Source organism: Azospirillum sp. Sh1 (assembly GCF_008365135.1).
Lineage (GTDB): Bacteria > Pseudomonadota > Alphaproteobacteria > Azospirillales > Azospirillaceae > Azospirillum > Azospirillum oryzae.
This window is the reverse complement of sequence record NZ_VTTK01000011.1, coordinates 20,760-40,097: the sequence shown is the minus strand read 5'-3', so window position 1 is coordinate 40,097 and position 19,338 is coordinate 20,760. Positions and strand designations below refer to the sequence as shown.

Below are 19,338 nucleotides of genomic sequence, written 5' to 3'. Positions count from 1 at the left end.
TCAGTACAGGATGGTCGCCGGCACGTAGGACACGAGGCCCAGCACGACCAGCGCCACCAGATAGAAGGGCCACAGCTCGCGCACGATGGCGCCGATAGGCTCGCGGGAGATGGCGGCGGAGATGAACAGGGTGGTGCCGATCGGCGGCGTGAACAGGCCGATGCTGAGGTTGACCGCCATCATGATGCCCAACTGGATCGGGTCCATGCCGATGGCGCCGCCGACGGCGACGAAGGTCGGGCCCAGCAGCAGAATCGCCGCCGGCAGGTCCAGGAACATACCGACCACCAGCATGATGAGGTTCATTGCCAGGACGATCAGCCACGGCTCCTTCAGCACGGTCTGCGCATAGGCGGCCACCGCGTTCGGGATCGCTTCGGTGATCAGCACATAGCCGACGAGGTTCGACGCTGCGATCACCAGCATGACGACACCCGTGGTTACCACCGTTCCCATCAGGGCGGCATGGATGCGCTTCCAGGTCAGGTCGCGGTAGATCAGGATGCTGACCAGCAACGCATAGGCGACGGCGACGACGCTGACTTCCGTCGGCGTGGCGATGCCGAAGCGCAGCAGCACCAGGATGAAAGCCGGCATCAGCAGCGCCGGCAGGGCGGAAACGGTCGCCTGGGCCAGCGCCCGCATCCCGCCCTCGCTCTTCAGCAGGGGGAAGTTGCGGGTGCGGCCGCTGACATAGCACACCACCATCATGCCGGCGGCCAGCATCAGGCCGGGCAGGATGCCGGCCAGGAACAGCGAGGCGATGGAGGCATTCGACACCGCCGCATAGAGGATCAGCGGGATCGACGGCGGGATCAGCCCGGCGATCACCGACGAGGACGCGGTCGCCGCCGCGCCGAAGGCCGCCGGATAGCCCTCGCGCTTCTGCCAGGGGATCAGCATGGATCCCAGCGCCGACGCCTCCGCCACCGCCGAGCCGGACACGCCACCGAAGATGGTGGAGCCGACGACGGTGACCTGGGCCAGACCGCCGGGATAGCGCCCGACAAGGGCGGCGGCGAAGCGGACCAGCTTCTGGCCCAGCGTGCCGCTCATCATCAGCGCGCCGGACAGGATGAAGAAGGGGATCGCCAGCAGCGGGAAGCTCTGTGTCGGCTGGAACAGCTTGACGACCGCGATCACGGTCGGCACCGACCCCATGGTCATCACCGCGGCGCCGGAACTGATGACCAGCGCATAGCCGACGGGAAAGGAGAGCAGCAGGAGAAGGCCGAAGACGGCGACCATCACGACGGTCATATCTCTTCCTCCGACACATGGGCGCGGACGGACCGCGGGTCTTCGGCGATCAGCAGGCGCAGGAAGGTGGTGAGGGCGGTCAGGCCCACGCCGACGAAGCCGGCGATCAGCGACAGATAGGCCCAGCGCGCGCTGACACCCGTAACCGGATAGATCTCGCTGCCGGTGATCTCGATGACGGCAAGGCCGATGTAGGCGAGGTAGAAGAAGGTCGCCCCCACCACGATCTGCATCGCCAGCAACAGCGCGCGGGCCAGCGGGCGGGGCAGCATATCGAGCAGCAGCGTGACCGAGATGTGCGCGCCCTTCTGCGCCGCCAGCACCACGCCGCCCATTACCAGCCAGGGGAACAGCAGGTTCGGCAGTTCGGACGGCCAGCCCAGCCCCTGGGTGGTCAGGTAACGGACGACGACTTCGGCCCCCAGCGCCAGGAACAGGACGATCAGGGACAGGATCGCCACGATGGCGGACAGGGCGGTGATGGCACCGTCGGCCGCCTGGAGAAGGGTGGCGGGAAGTCCCGCCACCTCATGCTCCCTCTCGTGGGAAACCGTCATCACGGCGCCGCTCCGGCCGCCGCTTCCTTACGGACCAGGGCGACCAGTTCGGGGAACTGCTTCCCCCACTTGTCATAGACGGACTTGGTCTTGGCGATGAAGGGCGCTGCGTCAACCGTGTTGAACTTCACGCCGGCGTCCTCCATCTTCGCCTGCAGTTCCTTGTCGGCCTTGGCGGACATCTCGCGGTTCAGCTTGCCGGCCTCGGCCGCCGCTTCCAGCACGGCCTTCTGATCGGCCTTCGACAGGGTGTCGAAGACGACCTTGCTGGCCAGAAGCGGAGTCGATTCATACTTGTGCCCGGTCAGCGAGATGTATTTCTGCACCTCGAAGAGCTTCGACGAATAGATGTTCATCAGCGGGTTCTCCTGCCCGTCGACCACGCCCTGCTGAAGCGCGATGTAAAGCTCGGAGAAGGCCAGCGGCATCGGGTTGGCGCCGAGAGCCTTGAAGATGTCGACCGTGATCGGGTCCGGCGGGGTGCGGATCTTGATGCCGGCCAGATCCTCCGGCTTGGTGATCGGCCGGACATTGTTGGAGACATGGCGGATGCCGTTGTCCCACATCGCCAGCAGCACCAGCCCCTTGGTCTTCGACGCCTCGTCCAACTTCTTCGCCACCGGCCCGTCCAGCACCTTCCAGGCCTGCGGCAGCGACTGGAACAGGAAGGGCAGGCCCAGCACCGCATATTCCGGAACGACGCCCGAGGTGGTGCCCTGCGAATTGGCGCTGAAGGCCAGCGTGCCGAGCCGCATGCTGGTCAGCGCCTCGGCGTCGTCGCCATACTGGGCGCTGCCGCCGACCTCGATCTTCACCCGGCCGTCTGTCTTCTTGGCGACGAGTTCCGCGAATTTCAGCGAGGCTTCCGCCTTCGGATTGCCCGGCGCCGCGTTATGGGCCAGACGCAGGACCTGCTGGCCCCAGGCGGCGGGCGAAGCGACCAGGGCGGTGCCCACCATCAGCGACAAAAGCAGCTTCTTCATCGGATCTCTCTCCCTAATGGATGTTTGTTGGTTGGTCGGGTGTGTTCGGGTGGACTGACAGGGCAATCGCATCTGAAGGCAAAGATCCCATACAAGGACTTCCGTCATCCCCGCGAAGGCGGGGATCCAGGAAACTCCGGCGGAAGATCGCTGAGACGGCTGGATTCCCGCCTTCGCGGGAATGACAAGCTTCCTTGCCTGCGATCGGATTTGCCATGAGCGGATGCCCTGATCGGGTCGGATGTCGCCCTACAGCCATCCCTTGATGCTGGCCGCCATGGCGTCGGTGGAGATGCCGTAGAGGTCGTGCAGGGTCGGCAGGGCTCCGGCCTTCAGGAACTCGTCGGGCAGGCCGATCTGGCGGAAGACCGGGGCGACGCCGCCGCGCAGCAGGGTGCCGGCCACCGCCTCGCCCAGACCGCCGATGACGGTATGGTTTTCCGCCACCACCACCATGCGGCCGGTGCGTGCCGCCTCGCGCAGGATGGTTTCGGTGTCGAGTGGCTTGATGGTGGGGACGTGCAGAACCGCGACGCCGACCTTGTCGGCCTCCAGCCGCTGTGCCACCTCCAGCGCCCGCATCGTCATGATGCCGGACGAGATGACCAGCACCTCGGCGCCGTCACGCAGCAGCTTGGCCTTGCCGAGTTCGAATTTGTAATCGTACTCGTCCAGAACCAGCGGGACGTTGCCGCGCAGCAGCCGCATATAGACCGGGCCGTTGTGGGCGGCCATCGCCGGCACCACCTGCTCGATCTCGTGGGCGTCGCAGGGGTCGATGACGACCATGTTCGGCATGGCGCGCATCAGCGCCAGATCCTCCGCCGCCTGATGGCTGGGGCCGTAGCCGGAGGTCAGGCCCGGCAGGGCGCAGGCGATCTTGACGTTGCGGTTTTCCTCCGCGATCGTCTGGTGGACGAAGTCGTAGGCCCGGCGCGAGGCGAAGACGGCGTAGGTGGTGACGAAGGGCATCATGCCCTCATGCGCCATGCCGGACGCGGCCCCCATCAGCAGCTGCTCGGCCATCCCCATCTGATAGAAGCGGTCGGGATAGGCCTGGGCGAAGATGTGCAGGTCGGTGTATTTGGCGAGGTCGGCGGTCATGCCGACGATCTCGTTCCGCTGCTTCGCCAGTTCGACCAGCGCATGGCCGAAGGGCGCCGGCTTGGTCCGCTGCCCTTCCGCCGCGATCGAGGCGATCATGGCGGAGGTCTTCAGGCGCGGCTTGGCGGTGGCGGTGGTGGCGGTGCTCATGCGGTCCTCCCGGCGTCGAGCGCATCGAGCGCAAGCTGCCATTCGTGCGCGTCGACGCGGATGAAGTGGTTCTTTTCGCGGGCTTCGAGGAAGGGCACGCCCTTGCCCATCTTCGTGTCGCAGACGATCATCCGCGGCTTGGGCTCGGGGTGCGACTTGGCGGCATCGAACGCCGCGACCACCGCGTCCATGTCGTTGCCGTCGACCCGCTGGACGAACCAGCCGAAGGCTTCCAGCTTGTCCACCAGCGGCTCGAACGCCATCACCTGGGTCGACGGCCCATCGGCCTGCTGGTTGTTGACGTCGACGATGGCGATCAGGTTGTCGAGCTTGTAATGGGCGGCCGACATGATGGCCTCCCACACCGATCCCTCGTCCAGCTCGCCGTCGGAGAACAGCGTGTAGACACGGGCAGCGGAGTTCTTGCGCTTCAGCCCCAGCCCGATGCCGACGGCTATGCCGAGGCCGAGGCCGAGCGAGCCGCCCGACATCTCCATGCCCGGCGTGTAGCTGGCCATGCCCGACATCGGCAGGCGGCTGTCGTCGCTGCCGTAGGTCTCCAGCTCTTCCGCCGGGACGATGCCGGCCTCGATCAATGCTGCGTACAGCGCGATGGCGTAATGGCCGTTGGACAGCAGGAAGCGGTCGCGCTCCTCCCAATGCGGGTCCTCGGGGCGGTACTTCATGGCGTGGAAGTAGGAGACCGCCAGAACGTCGGCGATGTCCAGCGCCTGGCCGATGTAGCCCTGCCCCTGCACCTCGCCCATCAGCAGGGCGTTGCGGCGGATGCGGTAGGCGCGTTCGGCCAGCGGCACATTGTGCCCCAGCGGGGTGGTGTCGAGTGCGGTGTCCACGGAAGGTGTCTCCAGCATTTCGGGATCAGTGGATCAGCATGCCGCCGTTGACGTCGAGCGTGGCGCCGGTGATGTAGGAGGACAGCTCCGACGCCAGGAACAGGCAGGAGCGGGCCACATCCTCGGCGTCGCCCAGGCGGTTCAGCGGGATGCCCTTCAGGATTTCCGCCCGCAGCTCGTCGGTCAGCTTGCCGCCGGTGATGTCGGTCTGGATCAGGCCCGGCGTCACCGAATTGACCCGGACATTGTCCGGCCCCAGTTCGCGCGCCATAGCCTTGGCAAGGCCCAGCACGCCGGCCTTCGCCGCGCTGTAATGCGGACCGCCGAAGATGCCGCCGCCGCGCTGCGCCGAAACGGACGAGATGCAGACGATGGAGCCGGACTTGCGCTCCCGCATGTGGGGGACGACGGCCTGGCTCATGTACAGCGTGCCGCGCAGGCTGACGTCGGTCACCGCCTCGTAATTCTTCGGGCCGATGTCCATGAGCTTCAGCGGCTGGGTGATGCCGGCGTTGTTGACCAGCACGTCGATGCGGCCGAACTCCTCCACCACGCGGGTGGCGGCGGCGAAGCAGGCGTCGCGGTCGGTCACGTCGCAGGCCAAGCCGCGATGCGCCTCGCCCAGCTCGGCGGCGGCTTCGGCCGCCTGCGCGCCGTCGAGGTCCAGGATGATCGCGCGCCCGCCATGCAGCGCGAAAAGCCTTGCGGTCGCCCGGCCGATGCCGCGGCGCGACGCGGCGCCGGTGATGACGCAGACCTTGTTGGACAGCAGCATGCTCGCTCCCTCTTGTCGAAGCAGGCTCCGCCGTGGCGGCACAGGGGGTGCCGCGACGGAGCGTTGGTTTCGCTCGGTTGTGGTGATTTTCGATCAGGCCGCCAGATGATTCGTTCGGCCGATGATTGATGTGATCCTATGGTCTTGAGATGAATTCGACAAACGAATAAGATCACTCATCGATGAACTGAATTCATCTGAAGGGTGCGATGCGGAAACGGGTCTCCATCAAGGCATTGCAAGCCTTCGAAGCCGCGGCACGGCTCGGTTCCTTCGCGACCGCGGCGGAGGATCTGGGACTGACGCCGTCGGCGATCAGCCATCAGGTGAAAATTCTGGAGGAACAGTTGGGGCTTCCGCTGTTCCATCGTGTTCACCGGGCGGTCGCCCTGACCGACGCCGGCCGGGCCTATGCCAACGAGATCATCGGCGCCTTCGCCCGGATGGAGGCCGCCACCCGCAACGTCACCACCACCGGCAGCGGGACGACGATCCTCACCGTCCGGTCGATGCCCAGCTTCGCCACCCAATGGCTGATGCCGCGGCTGAACCGGGTCAAGGCGCTGCATCCCGCCATCGACATCCGGCTGCAGGCCTCGGTCTCGCCCATCGACCTGACGGCGGGGGCGGTGGACGTCGACATCCGCTACAACCCCGGACCGCCGCCGGCCGGCTGCGTGCTGGAGCAGTTTCCGGAGGACATCATCGTCCCGATGTGCTCGCCTGCGCTGGCGAACGGCCTCAATCCTATCCGCGAGCCGAAGGACCTCGGCCGCCATATCCTGATCCATTCGGAGGTCAACATCCTGGGCTGGCGCGACTGGATGCGCCGGCATCGCAGCGTTCATCTGGACATGGACCGCGGCCTGCGCTTCGACCGCTCCTTCATGGCGATCAACGCCGCGGCGAACGGCATGGGGGTGTGCCTGGACAGCCTGCTTCTCGCCCGGCAGGAGCTTCAGTCCGGCCAACTCGTCGTCCCCTTCCCCACCCATGGTCTGCGGGCGCAGGGGCACGGCTTCGTCACGCTGAAATCGACCGCCGCGTTGCCGAAGATCCAGCTGTTCCGCGACTGGCTGTTCGGCGAGTTGGAGGCCGGCCGCGAATGGGAAGAACAGTATCTCGGTTCCCTGGGCACGGTCGGCAATTCCGCCGAGGATTGACCTCAACGGCGGAACATGTGGCCGATCCGCGGAATCCGTCCCGGTCGGGCGCCTGTCGGATGCGGCGCGATCTCCGCCTGCGCGCAGGCGTACTGATAAGCCATGGCCACCAACCCGAGGGCAAAGGCCGGTTCCAATGCACGGGAGGACAGCAACTCGTCGCAGGAGAAGCCCGATCCGAACACGGTTTGCCAGAACGCGTCATCGTCCAGGAACATCACGTTCATCGACCATGCCCCGAACCGCCGCCGTTCCAGTCCATTTTCGGAATAGACGATCTCCATATGGTCGTGCCGGGGGTCATGATGGATCCGATTGAACGTTTCTTCGGCCTCGCGGGATTCCCCTTCGATGACCGTCAGAAAAACCCCGCCGCATTCGACCATGAACCCAGTGACGCCGGCCTTCCTGTTGTTCCTGGCCGAGGTCAAACACAACCGTTGGATATCAGTGTAGGACAACAACTTCGTCAATTGGCTGCGAAAGACGATTTGTAACATGTCGATTCTCTCCACCGGAGAAACTCTGAAATGTTCAGGCGCTAACTTGCCTTCTTTAAATTATTCCAGTTAAAAAGCTTGTCACCGCACGAAAAAGCAGCATGCCTTTCCGTGCGGGATCGACAACGAATGACTGCATACCCCTGTACTTTCGGTCAGCGTCCCCAGCCCCGCCAACCCGCCGGAAAAGGTGGGAAGAGCCGCGCCGGTTGGGGGTAGTTCCGGTTCGCGGACGTCTCCCCCTTGCGGCTGACACGGGCATCGCACGAATGCCCACCGCCGTCATTCGGCGGCTTCGCCGTAGGCCCTCGCCCTGGCGAGGCCGGTCGGTGCGATGTGCAGAATGCGCTGCGGGAACGGGATGGTGATCCCCAGCTCGTCGAAGCGCTTCTTCATGCGTCCGTTGAATTCACGGCCGACGTTCCACTGCTGGATCGGCAGGGTCTTGATGCGCGCCTTGATCAGGACGGCGGAGTCCTGGAAAGCATCGACGCCCAGCACCTCCAGCGGTTCCAGGATAAGCGGGGCGAAGCGCTGATCGGCGCGCATCCCCGCCCCGATCTCGTGCAGCACCGACACCACGCGATCGACATCCTCGCGATAGGCCACGGTCACGTCGAACACGTAGAAGCTGAAGTCCTTGGTCATGTTGGAGATGCTGGTCACCGCGCTGAACGGCACGGTGTGCACCGTTCCGTCGAAATCGCGCAGGCGGATGGTGCGGATGGTGATGCCCTCCACCAGTCCGCCCTTGCCGCCGACATTCACCACGTCGCCGACCGAGATGGTGTCCTCGAACAGGATGAACAGGCCGGTGATGACGTCCTTCACCAGCGTCTGGGCACCGAAGCCGACGGCCAAGCCGACGACACCGGCGCCGGCCAGCAACGGCCCGATGTCCAACCCCAGTTCCGAAAGGGTGATCAGCGTCACGAAGGTGAGCAGCACCACCATCAGGGCATTGCGCAGCAGCGGCAGCAGGGTGCGGATGCGCGCGCTTCGCTGGATGGCATGTCCATAGCGGTCGGTGGTCGCCAGATTCCGCTCGATCACCGCGTTGGTCAGCTCCCAAACCGCGAGCGCGATGGCGGCCACCAACAGGATGGCGAGGCCGGACGCCAGGAACCGCCAGCCCATCGCGGTTTCCAGCGTCCCACGCACGTCCAGCCCCCAGGCGTCCAGCACGGTCAGCCCGGTCACTGTTGCCAAAGCCCAATGCAGCAGCCGGGTGCCGGGCCCGATGTAACGCTTTATCCGGCGGTCGCCCCAGGTGGAGCGCTGGCGGTCCAGGCGGAGCCGCAGAGCCGTGGAGCCACGCGCGATCCCGCGTCCGATCATCCGGGCGACCGCGACCGCAACCAGCGAAACGGCGGTGGCACGCAGTACGAACCACAGCCCGCCTTCGACCTCCAGCGCCCAGATGCCGAACAAGGCGACGATGTAAAGGATGGCGACCGCGTGCCAGACATTGGCCAGCCGCCGGCCGGCGGCGCGCAGAAGACGGCCGGGGCGTGTTGTCTTCGCCGCCGGCACCGCACCCTGCCCATGCTCCACCGGCGCGGGAGCGGCCGAAATCTCCCCGCGCAGCCAGGAGGCGACGGCGGCACGGCTTTGCAGTACCAGCACCGTCAGCATGACGGCATCGGCGAGACCGACCAGCTTGACCAGCGTGTCGTAGGATTGCTCGGGCAGCCCTTGCGTGCGCGCCGTCCCGGCCGCGAACAGGCCATAGACGGTCGAAACGGCGATTGCGCGGCTCCACACCAGCAGCCGCCGTGCCGCGGCGTCGCTCATGGGTATCAGCCGCAGGTTGGTGGAGCGCGGCGACAGAAGTCCCCGCATCACCAGGACCACGACCTGCACGAACAGGCTGGCGTTCAGGAAGGCAATGCCCAGCAGCCGCACCGTGCTGGGCGGGTCGATCAGCACCAGCACGCCGAAGCCGGCGACGGCGAAGGCGGCGATGGGTGCCAAATCCATCAGCGCGCGGACGAGCAGCAGCGGAACCTTGGCGACGGCGGAATGGAACGGCCGCGCCGCCAGGACCGACCGGGGCCGGCGCAGCAGATGCGCGGCGACCAGCCGGGCGGCATGTCCGGCCACCACGACCAGGGCGAGTTCGGCGAACAGCCAGGCCCAGGTCGCCTGCCGCGCCGGATCCATCGCCTGCCGCTGCAGCCAGCGCAATCCCTGCGGGGCATACAGGACCACCTCGCCGGTCGTCCGGACCTCCTGCCCCAAGTCGTCCAACCGCGACGACAGCATGGTGAGCAGGCGGGTGCCAAGCCCCTCCGGCTCCCGGTCGGGCTTCACCGCCTGTTCGGCCTGCTGCAAAGCCTTGAGCTGATCGAGCAGCGCCTCGCGCTTGGCCGGGGTCTCGAGTGAATCGATCAGGTGTCCGATTTCTCTCGGGCTCGGGTCCTGTGCCGTCGCGGGCGCAGTCGGCGTGGACTGCGCGAAGGCGGAGCCTGCCGTTGCGATGACGGAAAGGAACAGGAAAGCGAGGCAGATCAGGGTGGTCAGAAGGCGGTTCGTCCGTCCGCGGCGGTCTGCGGGCGCTTGCGCGCTGCATGCGACAAAAGCCATGGTCTCCTGGGGCGTTGAATGGATGCGTGGATGGGCGATTCCAGGACAACAGATTGGAAAAGCCTCTTGTTACGCATCCAGACGCTCTGCGACGGCATAGCCCTTATGCCGGACCATCGATCACCAACAGGCCAGGGCGGGCGTCCGGCCACCGTGGCAGCCGGACCTCGCGCCTCGCGGACGAGCAGGGATCGGCACGTCGACCAGCCGATCAGATCTCGACAATCCAGATTGGGTCCAATCAGATCGGGGCCAATCAGATCGGGGCCAATCAGACCGGTATGGGGTTCTCGGCGATGTAGCTGTTGAAGCCCATCACCAGCGCATGCTCGTTCGGGCCAGCGTTGTCGCGCATCGGGCGGGCGCTTTCGACGATGGCCTCCTCGGCGTCGGTGCCCAGCGCCGCCATCGTCTGTTCGATGAAGGCATCCAGCGGCATCGCGCGCGGGTCGTCGCCCTTCTTGATCAGATCCGTGTTGACCCAGGGCGGCGCGATTTCCTGCACGGTGACGCTGCTGTTGCGCAGCATGAAACGCTGGGACAGCGTGTAGCTGTGCAGCGCCGCCTTGCTGGCCGAATAGACCGCCGTGGTCGCCAGCGGCGTATAGGCCAGCACCGAGGTGTTGTTGACGATCACCGCCCGCGGCTGCGCCTTCAGATGCTCGATCAGCGCCGATGTCATGCGGATCGGCCCAAGCAGGTTGGTGGTGATGATCGACTGGGCCTGCGCGTCGTCCATCAGGCCGGACGCATCGTCGAACGGCATGATGCCGGCGTTGTTGATGAGGACGTTCAGCGTCGGGTTCTCGGCGACCAACCGCTCCGCCGCGGCCTGGATGCTGGCCGGATCGGCGATGTCCAGTTCGATGCCCTTCATGCCGGGATTGGCGGCGGTCACCTGTTCCAGCAGGGCCTTGCGCCGGCCGGCGATGATGACCTGGTTGCCCAGCTTGTGGAATGCCTCGGCCAGCCCACGGCCGATGCCGGAGGTGGAACCGGTGATGAAGATGGTATTGCCGGTGAGTTGCATGACTGCTTGTCCGTTCTATCAGGGGAAAAGTGGGCAAAGCGATGGCATCGGGAGAAATGGAATATTCCCCGTGGATGCCCTGCCTTCAGCGATGTGAAAAGCTACCGCACTCCAAGTATCTGCGGAGCCATATCTAGGTATTGACCGCTCCGGCATTTGCCGGAAGCCGGGCCGCCGCTTAATCCAGTGCCGATATGCGCACGCTCTCCACCGACCGGCGGATCACCTGCGGCGGCTGGCCATAGGCGCGCAGGAAGGCGCGGCGCATGCGTTCGCGGTCGGCGAAGCCGGTTTCGCGGGCGATGACGTCCATCGAATGGCGTCCCTCCTCCATCATCACGCGCGCCGCCTCCAGCCGCAGATGCTCGACCGCCTTGGCCGGTGTCTGACCGGTCTCCTGGCGGAACAGACGGCTGAACTGGCGCGGGCTGAGGTTCGCCGCCTCCGCCAGTTCCTCCACCGACAGTTCGTTCCTCAGATTCTCCTTGGCGTGGACCAGCGCACGCCGCACGCGGTCGGAACGCGGTTCCAGATCGAGCAGGGCGGAGAATTGCGATTGGCCGCCGGGGCGGCGCAAATAGACCACCAGCTTGCGCGCCACCGCCTTGGCGACCTCCGCGCCGAAATCATCCTCCACCAGCGCCATGGCGAGGTCGAGGCCGGCGGACATCCCGGCCGAGGTCCAGACATTGCCGTCGACGCTGAAGATGCGGTCTTCCTCCACCTTCACGGCGGGGTAGAGGCGCTGCAGGGTGCGGGCATGGCTCCAATGGGTGGTGGCACGGCGTCCGTCGAGCAGTCCGGCCTCCGCCAGCACATAGGCGCCGGTGCAGATGCCGGCGATCCGGCGCGACGCGCCGGCGGCCTCCCGCAGATAGGCCAGCAGGCCGGGGGTGGACGGCTTGACGCGCAGCGACCCGATGGTGACGGTCGTGTCGCAGAAGCCGTCGCCGAATGGCTGCGTCTCGACGGCGAAGCCCAGGGAATTGCGCACCGGACCACCCTGCTCCGACAGCACGGTGACTTGATAGGCCTGCCGGCCAAGCACGAGATTCGCCATCTCGAACGCCGAAAGCGCGGCCATTCCCATCACCTGGAAATCGTCGAACACCACGAAACCGATGGTGAGCATGGCCCTCTCCGCCTCGCCTGCCTTGTTCCGTTCCGAGGCCGCAAGCCCGGAAGCGCAACGGCTGACCGAAGACTATGCGGTGATCGCTCCGTCTGGAATGTCAAATATACCACGAATCCGGCCATCACGGCCGGGCTGCATGTCCGTTTTCGTCCGGATGGATGTCCGGAAATGCGCTATCTGAACAGGAAGGCGCATATACGATCGATCCGATTTCCTTCTCGTTGAAATCGGAACTATGCATTTCTGCTTTTGAATCGCCGGGATTATCCCCTGGGCTCACGTCCCTGCGGCCGGTTGCCAGGACCCCATCCATGGGCCAGACTCGCCGCAGCCGCCGTTCCACCAGCCACCTAACACCAGCCACCTAACACCAGCCACCTAACAAGGGAAACACCGCAATGAGCATTCCCCCGAGCGATCAGGTGCAACTCGTTGCCTATCTCGTCGCCAAGCCCGGCCAGGAACAGGCTCTGGCCGACGCCATCACCGCCATCGTCCCGGCCGTATTGAAGGAGCCGGGCTGCCTCGCCTATTCCGCCCATGTCAACCGCGAGCGGCCCGGCACCATCGTGATGTACGAGGTCTGGCAGGATCAGGCCGCGCTCGACACCCATGCGAAGGCTGCGGCCTTCACCGGCCTCGCCGCGCAGTTCGACACGCTGCTGGGCGAACCGCTGCAGATCGAACTGCTGCGCCGCATCGCCTGACCCGAACCGCCGGCTATTCGCCGGACGCTCCCGACCTGCCGAGACTCTCGCGTGCCGCCGCCAATATCTCCTCCGACAGGGCGGGATCGTCGACGGCGCGCGCGAGGATCAGGGCACCGACCATGCCCGACAGGGTGGCGAGGGCGGCCTTGCGCTTCGCGTCCGCCGAGCGGCCCGGCACCAGCCGTTGCAGCCTGTCGATGAATGGGCGCAGGCCCCGGGTAAAGACGCCGCGCACCGCCCCGCCCTGCCGGGACACATCGACGCCGAGCGCCGCAATGGGACAGCCGGCGGCGCTGCGGTCGCGGTGACGCGGGGACAGGTAACCTTCCAGCAATGCCGCCAGTGCCTCGTCACCCGGCGGCGTCTCCGCCGAACCGCCCCAGCGCTCCGCCATCACCTCCATCGCGCGGGCGCAGGCCTCCACCGCCAGATCCTCCTTGGACGCGAACTGGCCGTAGAACCCGCCATGGGTCAGCCCGGCCTCCTTCATCAGGTCGGCGACGCCGATCCCATTGAATCCCCGCTCGCGGAACAGCCCGCTTGCCACCTCCACGACACGGCGCCGGTTCTCCGCCGCCTGCTCCTTGCTCACCCGCATGATGCACCTTCCGTGACCGGACCTTGAGCGGCGCCATTTCCGAAAATCGTCCGATGACCCGTTGACAAAATATATGACGATCATCATCAATTACGCAAACATGACGATCATCATTTAATCAGCGCCCTGTTGAGTCCTGAACCCGGAGACCCCTGACCATGAACCCCGCTTCCAACCAGGATCCCGTCGTCATCGTGTCCGCCGTCCGCACGCCGCTCGGGCGCTTCCAGGGAGAGCTGGCGGCACTGCCGGCGACCGCACTCGGCGCCCGCGCCATCGCCGCGGCGGTGGAACGGGCCGGCCTGTCGCCCGCCAGCGTCGGTGAGGTGCTGATGGGCTGCGTGCTTCCGGCGGGACAGGGGCAGGCACCGGCCCGGCAGGCGGCCCGCGGCGCCGGGTTGCCCGATGCGACGGGGGCCACGACCATCAACAAGGTCTGCGGTTCGGGCATGAAGGCCACCATGCTGGCCCATGACCTGATCCGCGCCGGTTCGGCCGATATCGTGGTGGCCGGCGGCATGGAGTCGATGACCAACGCCCCCTATCTGCTGGCGAAGGCGCGCGGCGGCTATCGCATCGGCCATGACCGGCTGCTGGACCACATGATGCTGGACGGGCTGGAGGACGCCTATGAGGGCGGCCGAGCCATGGGCGATTTCGGCGAGGCGACGGCCGAAGCCTACGGCTTCACCCGCGCCGAACAGGATGCCTATGCGGCCCAAACGTTGACGCGCGCCCGGACGGCGGTGGAAAGCGGTGCCTTCGCGGCGGAGATCGTGCCCGTCGCCGTGCCCGCCAAAGGCGGCGACCGGCTGGTCGGGCAGGACGAAAACCCGCTGAAGGTCTCGCCCGACAAGATCCCGGCGCTGAAGCCGGCCTTCCGCCGCGACGGGACGATCACCGCCGCCAGTTCGTCCGCCAATGCCGATGGCGCCGCGGCGCTGGTGCTGACCCGGCGCTCGGTCGCCGAAGGCGCCGGCCTGCCGATCCTGGCGGAGATCCGCGGCCACGCCACCCATAGCCAGGATCCGGCGTGGTTCACCACCGCCCCCATCCCGGCGATTGCCAAGCTGCTGGACAAGGTCGGCTGGTCGGTGGGCGACGTCGACCTGTTCGAGATCAACGAGGCCTTCGCCGTCGTCGCCATGGCGGCACAGCGCGACCTGGGCATCGCGCCCGACCGGCTGAACGTCAATGGCGGGGCCTGCGCGCTCGGCCATCCCATCGGCGCCACCGGCGCGCGGCTGATCGTGACGCTGCTGCACGCGCTGGCAGCACGCGGACTGACGCGCGGCGTGGCCTCGCTGTGCATCGGCGGCGGAGAGGCCACGGCCATCGCCATCGAGCGCATCGGCTGACGCTTCCTGAACGCCGTCCCAAAGTCGGATGCATGCGCCCTGGTCTATTCCACCCGCGTGATGGATGCCTACGCCGCGCATGGTTGAACCGAAGGCGGCGGAGAGCGGCGGTCACGCCGCCGCCCTCCGCTCGCCGCCGTCCGGATGGCCGCTCTTTTCAGCTATCGGTTATGCGCCCTGCCCCCGACACCTGACGGGCTCTTCCCAATTCTGGACTGTGACAGCCTCGCGCTGCGTTGCGCAAAATACTGTGCCGGCGTGCTTCCCAGAGCTTTCTTGAACATCGTGATGAAGGCATTGACCGACTCATAGCCCAGTTTGTCCGCCACGGTCTGCACCGCCGCCCCGCTGGCCAATTCACGAAGCGCGACGACAAGGTGCAACTGCTGGCGCCAGCGTCCGAACGTCAGGCCCGTCTCCCGGATCATCAATCGGGCCAGCGACCTCTCGCTCATCGCGACGCGCTTCGCCCATTCCCCCAATGTGCTGCGGTCGGACGGTTCGATTGTCAGGGCGTCGGCGATCGTCCGAATCTTCGGATCATTGGAGATGGGCAGGTTGAAGTGTTCACGCGGCATCCCGGCCAGTTCGTCCAACGTCACCCGTGCAAGCCGGCCGGCATGGCTGTCCGGAAGGTAGTCCGAAACTTCGCTGGTCAGCCGGTTGACCAGTTCCCGCACCAGCGGAGAAATCGACAGGGTACAACAGACGTCGGGCAGACTTGCGGCTCCCGGCTCCACGAACAGGTAGCTGAGCCGGGCATTCGCGGTCGCCCTGGCGCTGTGCGGCATACCACCCGGAATCCAGACGCCGCAGTCGGGCGGCACGATCCACATCTCATCGTCCGCGGTGCAGGTGACGGCCCCATGCAGCGCGAGAATCAGCTGTCCCCTCCGATGCACGTGCACCGGCACTTCCGCCTCGTATTCGGCGAAGTCGAGCAGGCGCGCAACCGCGGGCCGATCGGCAAGATCGGGGTCGAAGACGGAAACGGCCGACCGTGACGCGGAGCTGGAATTCGGCATGATCGAGTTTGGCATGTTTAAGGGATTTTTTGTCAGGATACCTAATTTATCTTATTGCGCAATGCGCCGACAATCGGGGGCATGAGAACCGAACATCCTTCAAACCGGCTTTTCACGGCCACCGGGATCGCAGCAATCGTCCGCATGTGCGCACGTCAATCCGGGAACCCTGCGCTGCGGGCGGATGCGGATGCACTGCTCTTCTCGATGAAGTGCTTCGCCGCGGCGATGCTGGCTTACTACATCTCGCTGCGCGCGGGATTGCCGAAGCCCTTTTGGGCCATTCTCACCGTCTATATCGTGTCGCAAAGCTCGGCCGGCGCGTCGCTCAGCCGCGGCGTCTATCGCTTCGTGGGGACGATCGTCGGTGCCGTGGCGACCGTGGTGATCGTCCCCTGTTTCGTGAACGATCCGATCGTCTGCAGCATGGTCCTCGCCTGCTGGATCGGCCTGTGCCTCTACCTCTCGCTGCTCGACCGCACCGCGCGCGCCTATGCCTTCGTTTTGTCCGGCTACACCGTCAGCCTGATCGGCTTCCCCAGCGTGTTCAATCCCGCAGCCGTCTTCGATACGGCGTCGGTGCGGGTCCAGGAAATCTCCATCGGGATTCTCTGCGCCGTCCTGGTTCACCGCTTTGTCCTGCCGAAGCGCATGACCGGCCAGTTCACCGCCAAGCTGTCGACAACGCTGCGGGACGCCCGTCGGCTGGCAGGCGACGCGCTTCGCGGAAGCTCCGGGCAGGAAACCCGTCGCGACCGCGACCGGCTTGCTGCGGATCTTCTCGCTCTGCAAGGGCTGGCCGGTCACCTGCCCTACGACCCGGTCCCGGCAACGCCGAGCCTAGAGACGCTGCAGTTGATCCATGACCGCCTTGCACGACTGCTTCCGCTCGCGACGGAGGTGGAGGACCGCATCCGTGTCCTCCGCACCGGAGACCACAGCCCGCCCGACGAACTGGCCGCGCTGCTGGATGAAATGGGGCGTTGGGTTGCTGTCACCGATCCGGCCGGGCGGGATGCCGTTGCGATCGGGCTGATCGACCGCACCCGGACGGTGCGGACACGCATCGCGGCGGATGCGGTGACGGCCGGCGACAGGCTGGCGGTCAACCTCGCCGGGCACCTCGCCGAGATGATCGGCCTGCTCCATGACTGCGACCGGCTTGAACGGATCATCGCACGGAGGGGCGCACGGAGGGGCGCACGGACCTCCACAGCCGCCGCCCGGCCGCCGGACGCAACATCGCACCTCCGCTCCAGGCGAGCGACGGGTTATGTCTATCACCGCGACCCCTGGATGGCGGCCAGGGCCGCGCTCGGCGCGGTCGCCGGCATCGTCATCGGCTGTGCGTTCTGGATCTGGTCGGCATGGCCGGAGGGCGGATTGGCGGTCTCGATCCTGGGCGTATGCTGCTCCCTGTTCGGCAATGTCGATACGCCGGCACCGCATGTCGTCAAATACATGATCGGTTCGGTCGCCGGGGTGGCGATCAGCCTGATCTACAGCTTCGTCATCCTTCCCCGCGTGACGGACTTTGCCGGTCTCGTCGCGGTGCTCGCACCGGCCTTCGTGATTGCCGGTTCCCTGCAGGCCCGGCCCCCGGCGGCCTACATGGCGCTCGGCATCACCCTGACGATCCCGATCCTTTCGGGACTGGGCGCCACCTACGCCGGCGACTTCGCCGGGTCGCTCAACAGCGTCATCGCGCTGTTTGCGGCAACGGGATTTGCGGTGGTGAGCATGAGCCTGTTCCAGACCATACCGGTCGACGCGGCGATCAGCCGATTGCTTCGAGTGAATCGACAGGATGTCAGGCGGCGGGCCCTGGGCGGCGGCCCCGACGAGGCGCACTGGACAAGCCTCATGATCGACCGGACGGCGCTGCTGCTGCCGCGGCTCCGGCTGTCCCGGAAATCCCATCCGGATGTGCTCGACGACACCCTGCACCATCTTCGTGTCGGTCACGCTGCCGGTCGGCTTCATCAGGCAATCCGCCATATCGACGGCAACGACGGCGCCAACAATGACGGTCAGATCGGCCGTGACGGGTTCGAGCTTCTCACTGCGATTGCTCTGCGCTTCGGCCCCGGATCCCGGATGGGACCTTCTGATGCCACCGCTCTGCACCGGCGCATCGAAACGCTGATGGCGCGGATCGCCGACAGCCCGATCAAGGACCGCGTTCTGTTGCTCGACCTGCTGATCGACCTTCGGTTCGCCTTGGGCCCGAGCGGCGCTGTGAATTGGGAGAACGGCCGATGATCCTCGATCTCGACATCGGGGGCGTCTTCCTCCCCGGTCTTCTGGTGGTCGCCCTGGTCGCGCTTGTCGGGACCGTCGCGATGGTCCGTCTCTTCGCGGCCGCAGGACTCTTCCGCCTGACCGTCAGCCGGCCGCTCGTCGAACTCGCCACCTTCGCCCTCCTCTACGGTCTGCTCCTGCAGGCTCTGCCATCCAGCGGAACATTCCAATGAAACCTGTGCTGTCCCTGCTCGGGCGCTACGCCCTGACTCTCTGCTTCGGCACGGTTGCCGCGTTCGTGGCGCTGCAGGTGTGGACCCGCCACGAGCAGACGCCGTGGACGCGAGATGCCCGGGTAAGCGCGGAGGTGGTCCAGATCGCGCCGGAAGTCTCCGGAACCGTGGGCGCCGTCTCCGTCGTCGACAACCAGTATGTGCATCGTGGCGACATACTCTATGTGATCGATGCCAAGCGGTTTTCGCTTGCTGTGGCGTCCGCACAGGCCGATGCCGAAGCCAGGCGTCAGGACATGCTTGTTCGCCAGGCGGCGGCGCGGCGGCGAAGCCAACTCCGCGAGGTCATTTCCCAGGAAGACCTGCAGCAGACGGCCGGCGCCGCCGCCCAGGCAGCCGCAATCCATGAAGGTGCGCTGGCTGCGCTCGATCTTGCCAAGCTCAATCTCGCACGGGCGACGATCCGGGCGCCGATCGACGGGTACGTCACCAATCTGCGGCTGCGGCCCGGCGACTATGCCACGGCCGGCGTGACGAAGATCGCCATCCTCGATGCGACCAGCTTCTGGATCACCAGCTATTTCGAGGAAACGAAGCTGCGGCGGATCCGTGTCGGCAGCCCGGCGCAGATCATGCTGATGGGCTTCGATGAACCACTCTCGGGCCATGTCGAAAGCATCGGCCGGGGGATCGAGGACAACAACGGAACGCCCGGTCATCGCGGCCTGCCGAATGTCGAGCCGACCTTCAGCTGGGTCCGCCTTGCCCAGCGAATACCGGTGCGCATCCACATCGATCGGGTCCCTCCCGGCGTCGAACTGGCCGCGGGCATGACGGCGACCGTCGAGATCGGGTCCGCGACCGCCGCCGATGCGCTGTGATCGGCCGCGGGAGAGCGCGGCATCTTTCGCCGTCGAATACTGGGCTCGCGCCAGAAAATCCTTCCATGGGCGCGCAGGCGGGGAGTCTTCGGAAGAACCCATTGAGGGCCAAGCGCTAACCTTGGTCAGCACGCGACCCTTGCATGCCGACTGTGGATCGGCGCCTGCCGGTGGCCGCGACATCGGAGGGTGGCG

General features: G+C 66.2%; 18 protein-coding genes. 6 read left to right on the top strand and 12 right to left on the bottom strand.

Annotated features, from left to right (window positions below):
- The 6 genes from FZ029_RS13435 to FZ029_RS13405 form a co-directional block, all read right to left on the bottom strand.
- Nucleotides 1-1,260 (bottom strand): TRAP transporter large permease, encoded by a 1,260-nt coding sequence (locus FZ029_RS13435; protein ID WP_149269686.1) that lies wholly within the window; start codon nt 1,258-1,260, stop codon nt 1-3.
- On the bottom strand, nt 1,257-1,817 hold the full coding sequence (locus tag FZ029_RS13430) for a TRAP transporter small permease (RefSeq protein ID WP_188051928.1): 561 nt from the start codon (nt 1,815-1,817) through the stop codon (nt 1,257-1,259). The genes FZ029_RS13435 and FZ029_RS13430 overlap by 4 nt, the downstream gene beginning before the upstream one ends.
- The gene (locus FZ029_RS13425; protein ID WP_149269685.1) at nt 1,817-2,800 is read right to left on the bottom strand and encodes a TRAP transporter substrate-binding protein; all 984 of its coding nucleotides are present in this window, start codon (nt 2,798-2,800) and stop codon (nt 1,817-1,819) included. The genes FZ029_RS13430 and FZ029_RS13425 overlap by 1 nt, the downstream gene beginning before the upstream one ends.
- 249 nt (nt 2,801-3,049) lie before the next feature.
- Entirely contained in the window at nt 3,050-4,054 is a 1,005-nt protein-coding gene (locus tag FZ029_RS13415) for a transketolase C-terminal domain-containing protein (RefSeq protein ID WP_211104150.1), read from the bottom strand.
- On the bottom strand, nt 4,051-4,908 hold the full coding sequence (locus FZ029_RS13410) for a transketolase (protein ID WP_149200933.1): 858 nt from the start codon (nt 4,906-4,908) through the stop codon (nt 4,051-4,053). The genes FZ029_RS13415 and FZ029_RS13410 overlap by 4 nt, the downstream gene beginning before the upstream one ends.
- A 25-nt stretch (nt 4,909-4,933) precedes the next feature.
- Nucleotides 4,934-5,683: an SDR family oxidoreductase gene (locus tag FZ029_RS13405; protein ID WP_149269682.1), complete on the bottom strand. Its 750-nt coding sequence runs from the start codon at nt 5,681-5,683 to the stop codon at nt 4,934-4,936.
- A gap of 209 nt (nt 5,684-5,892) precedes the next feature.
- On the opposite strand from FZ029_RS13405, the gene FZ029_RS13400 reads away from it, so the two are divergent.
- Nucleotides 5,893-6,846 (top strand): LysR substrate-binding domain-containing protein, encoded by a 954-nt coding sequence (locus tag FZ029_RS13400; protein WP_149269681.1) that lies wholly within the window; start codon nt 5,893-5,895, stop codon nt 6,844-6,846.
- A 2-nt stretch (nt 6,847-6,848) separates the two neighbouring features.
- Here the strand turns inward: FZ029_RS13400 and FZ029_RS13395 are convergent, their stop codons facing one another.
- From FZ029_RS13395 to FZ029_RS13380, 4 genes are all read right to left on the bottom strand, one after another.
- Nucleotides 6,849-7,346 carry a BLUF domain-containing protein gene (locus FZ029_RS13395; RefSeq protein ID WP_149269680.1) on the bottom strand — a complete coding sequence of 166 codons (498 nt, stop codon included), beginning with the start codon at nt 7,344-7,346 and terminating at the stop codon, nt 6,849-6,851.
- Between the two features lie 282 nt (nt 7,347-7,628).
- Nucleotides 7,629-9,932, bottom strand: coding sequence for a mechanosensitive ion channel domain-containing protein (locus tag FZ029_RS13390; RefSeq protein ID WP_149269679.1), 2,304 nt, complete (start codon nt 9,930-9,932; stop codon nt 7,629-7,631).
- Between the two features lie 271 nt (nt 9,933-10,203).
- Complete coding sequence (locus FZ029_RS13385; RefSeq protein WP_149269678.1) at nt 10,204-10,962, bottom strand: SDR family NAD(P)-dependent oxidoreductase; 759 nt, start codon at nt 10,960-10,962, stop codon at nt 10,204-10,206.
- Between the two features lie 178 nt (nt 10,963-11,140).
- Nucleotides 11,141-12,094 carry a GlxA family transcriptional regulator gene (locus tag FZ029_RS13380; protein WP_149269677.1) on the bottom strand — a complete coding sequence of 318 codons (954 nt, stop codon included), beginning with the start codon at nt 12,092-12,094 and terminating at the stop codon, nt 11,141-11,143.
- 401 nt (nt 12,095-12,495) lie between these two features.
- On the opposite strand from FZ029_RS13380, the gene FZ029_RS13375 reads away from it, so the two are divergent.
- The gene (locus FZ029_RS13375; protein WP_149269676.1) at nt 12,496-12,804 is read left to right on the top strand and encodes a putative quinol monooxygenase; all 309 of its coding nucleotides are present in this window, start codon (nt 12,496-12,498) and stop codon (nt 12,802-12,804) included.
- Nucleotides 12,805-12,817: 13 nt separating this feature from the next.
- Here the strand turns inward: FZ029_RS13375 and FZ029_RS13370 are convergent, their stop codons facing one another.
- A complete protein-coding gene (locus FZ029_RS13370) occupies nt 12,818-13,405 on the bottom strand; it encodes a TetR/AcrR family transcriptional regulator (RefSeq protein ID WP_149269675.1) in 588 nt (195 codons plus the stop codon).
- A 158-nt stretch (nt 13,406-13,563) separates the two neighbouring features.
- On the opposite strand from FZ029_RS13370, the gene FZ029_RS13365 reads away from it, so the two are divergent.
- On the top strand, nt 13,564-14,763 hold the full coding sequence (locus tag FZ029_RS13365) for an acetyl-CoA C-acyltransferase (protein WP_149269674.1): 1,200 nt from the start codon (nt 13,564-13,566) through the stop codon (nt 14,761-14,763).
- Between the two features lie 161 nt (nt 14,764-14,924).
- Here FZ029_RS13365 and FZ029_RS13360 read toward each other — a convergent pair whose 3' ends face one another.
- Nucleotides 14,925-15,788: a helix-turn-helix transcriptional regulator gene (locus FZ029_RS13360; RefSeq protein WP_149269783.1), complete on the bottom strand. Its 864-nt coding sequence runs from the start codon at nt 15,786-15,788 to the stop codon at nt 14,925-14,927.
- 81 nt (nt 15,789-15,869) lie between these two features.
- Between FZ029_RS13360 and FZ029_RS13355 the strand changes: the two genes are divergently transcribed.
- From FZ029_RS13355 to FZ029_RS13345, 3 genes are read left to right on the top strand one after another with little or no spacing between them, the layout of a single operon-like run.
- Nucleotides 15,870-18,050: an FUSC family protein gene (locus tag FZ029_RS13355; protein WP_149269673.1), complete on the top strand. Its 2,181-nt coding sequence runs from the start codon at nt 15,870-15,872 to the stop codon at nt 18,048-18,050.
- Nucleotides 18,047-18,262 carry a DUF1656 domain-containing protein gene (locus FZ029_RS13350; protein ID WP_149269672.1) on the top strand — a complete coding sequence of 72 codons (216 nt, stop codon included), beginning with the start codon at nt 18,047-18,049 and terminating at the stop codon, nt 18,260-18,262. Before FZ029_RS13355 ends, FZ029_RS13350 begins: the two co-directional genes overlap by 4 nt.
- On the top strand, nt 18,259-19,143 hold the full coding sequence (locus tag FZ029_RS13345) for an HlyD family secretion protein (protein WP_149269671.1): 885 nt from the start codon (nt 18,259-18,261) through the stop codon (nt 19,141-19,143). The genes FZ029_RS13350 and FZ029_RS13345 overlap by 4 nt, the downstream gene beginning before the upstream one ends.
- The last annotated feature ends 195 nt before the right edge of the window (nt 19,144-19,338 follow it).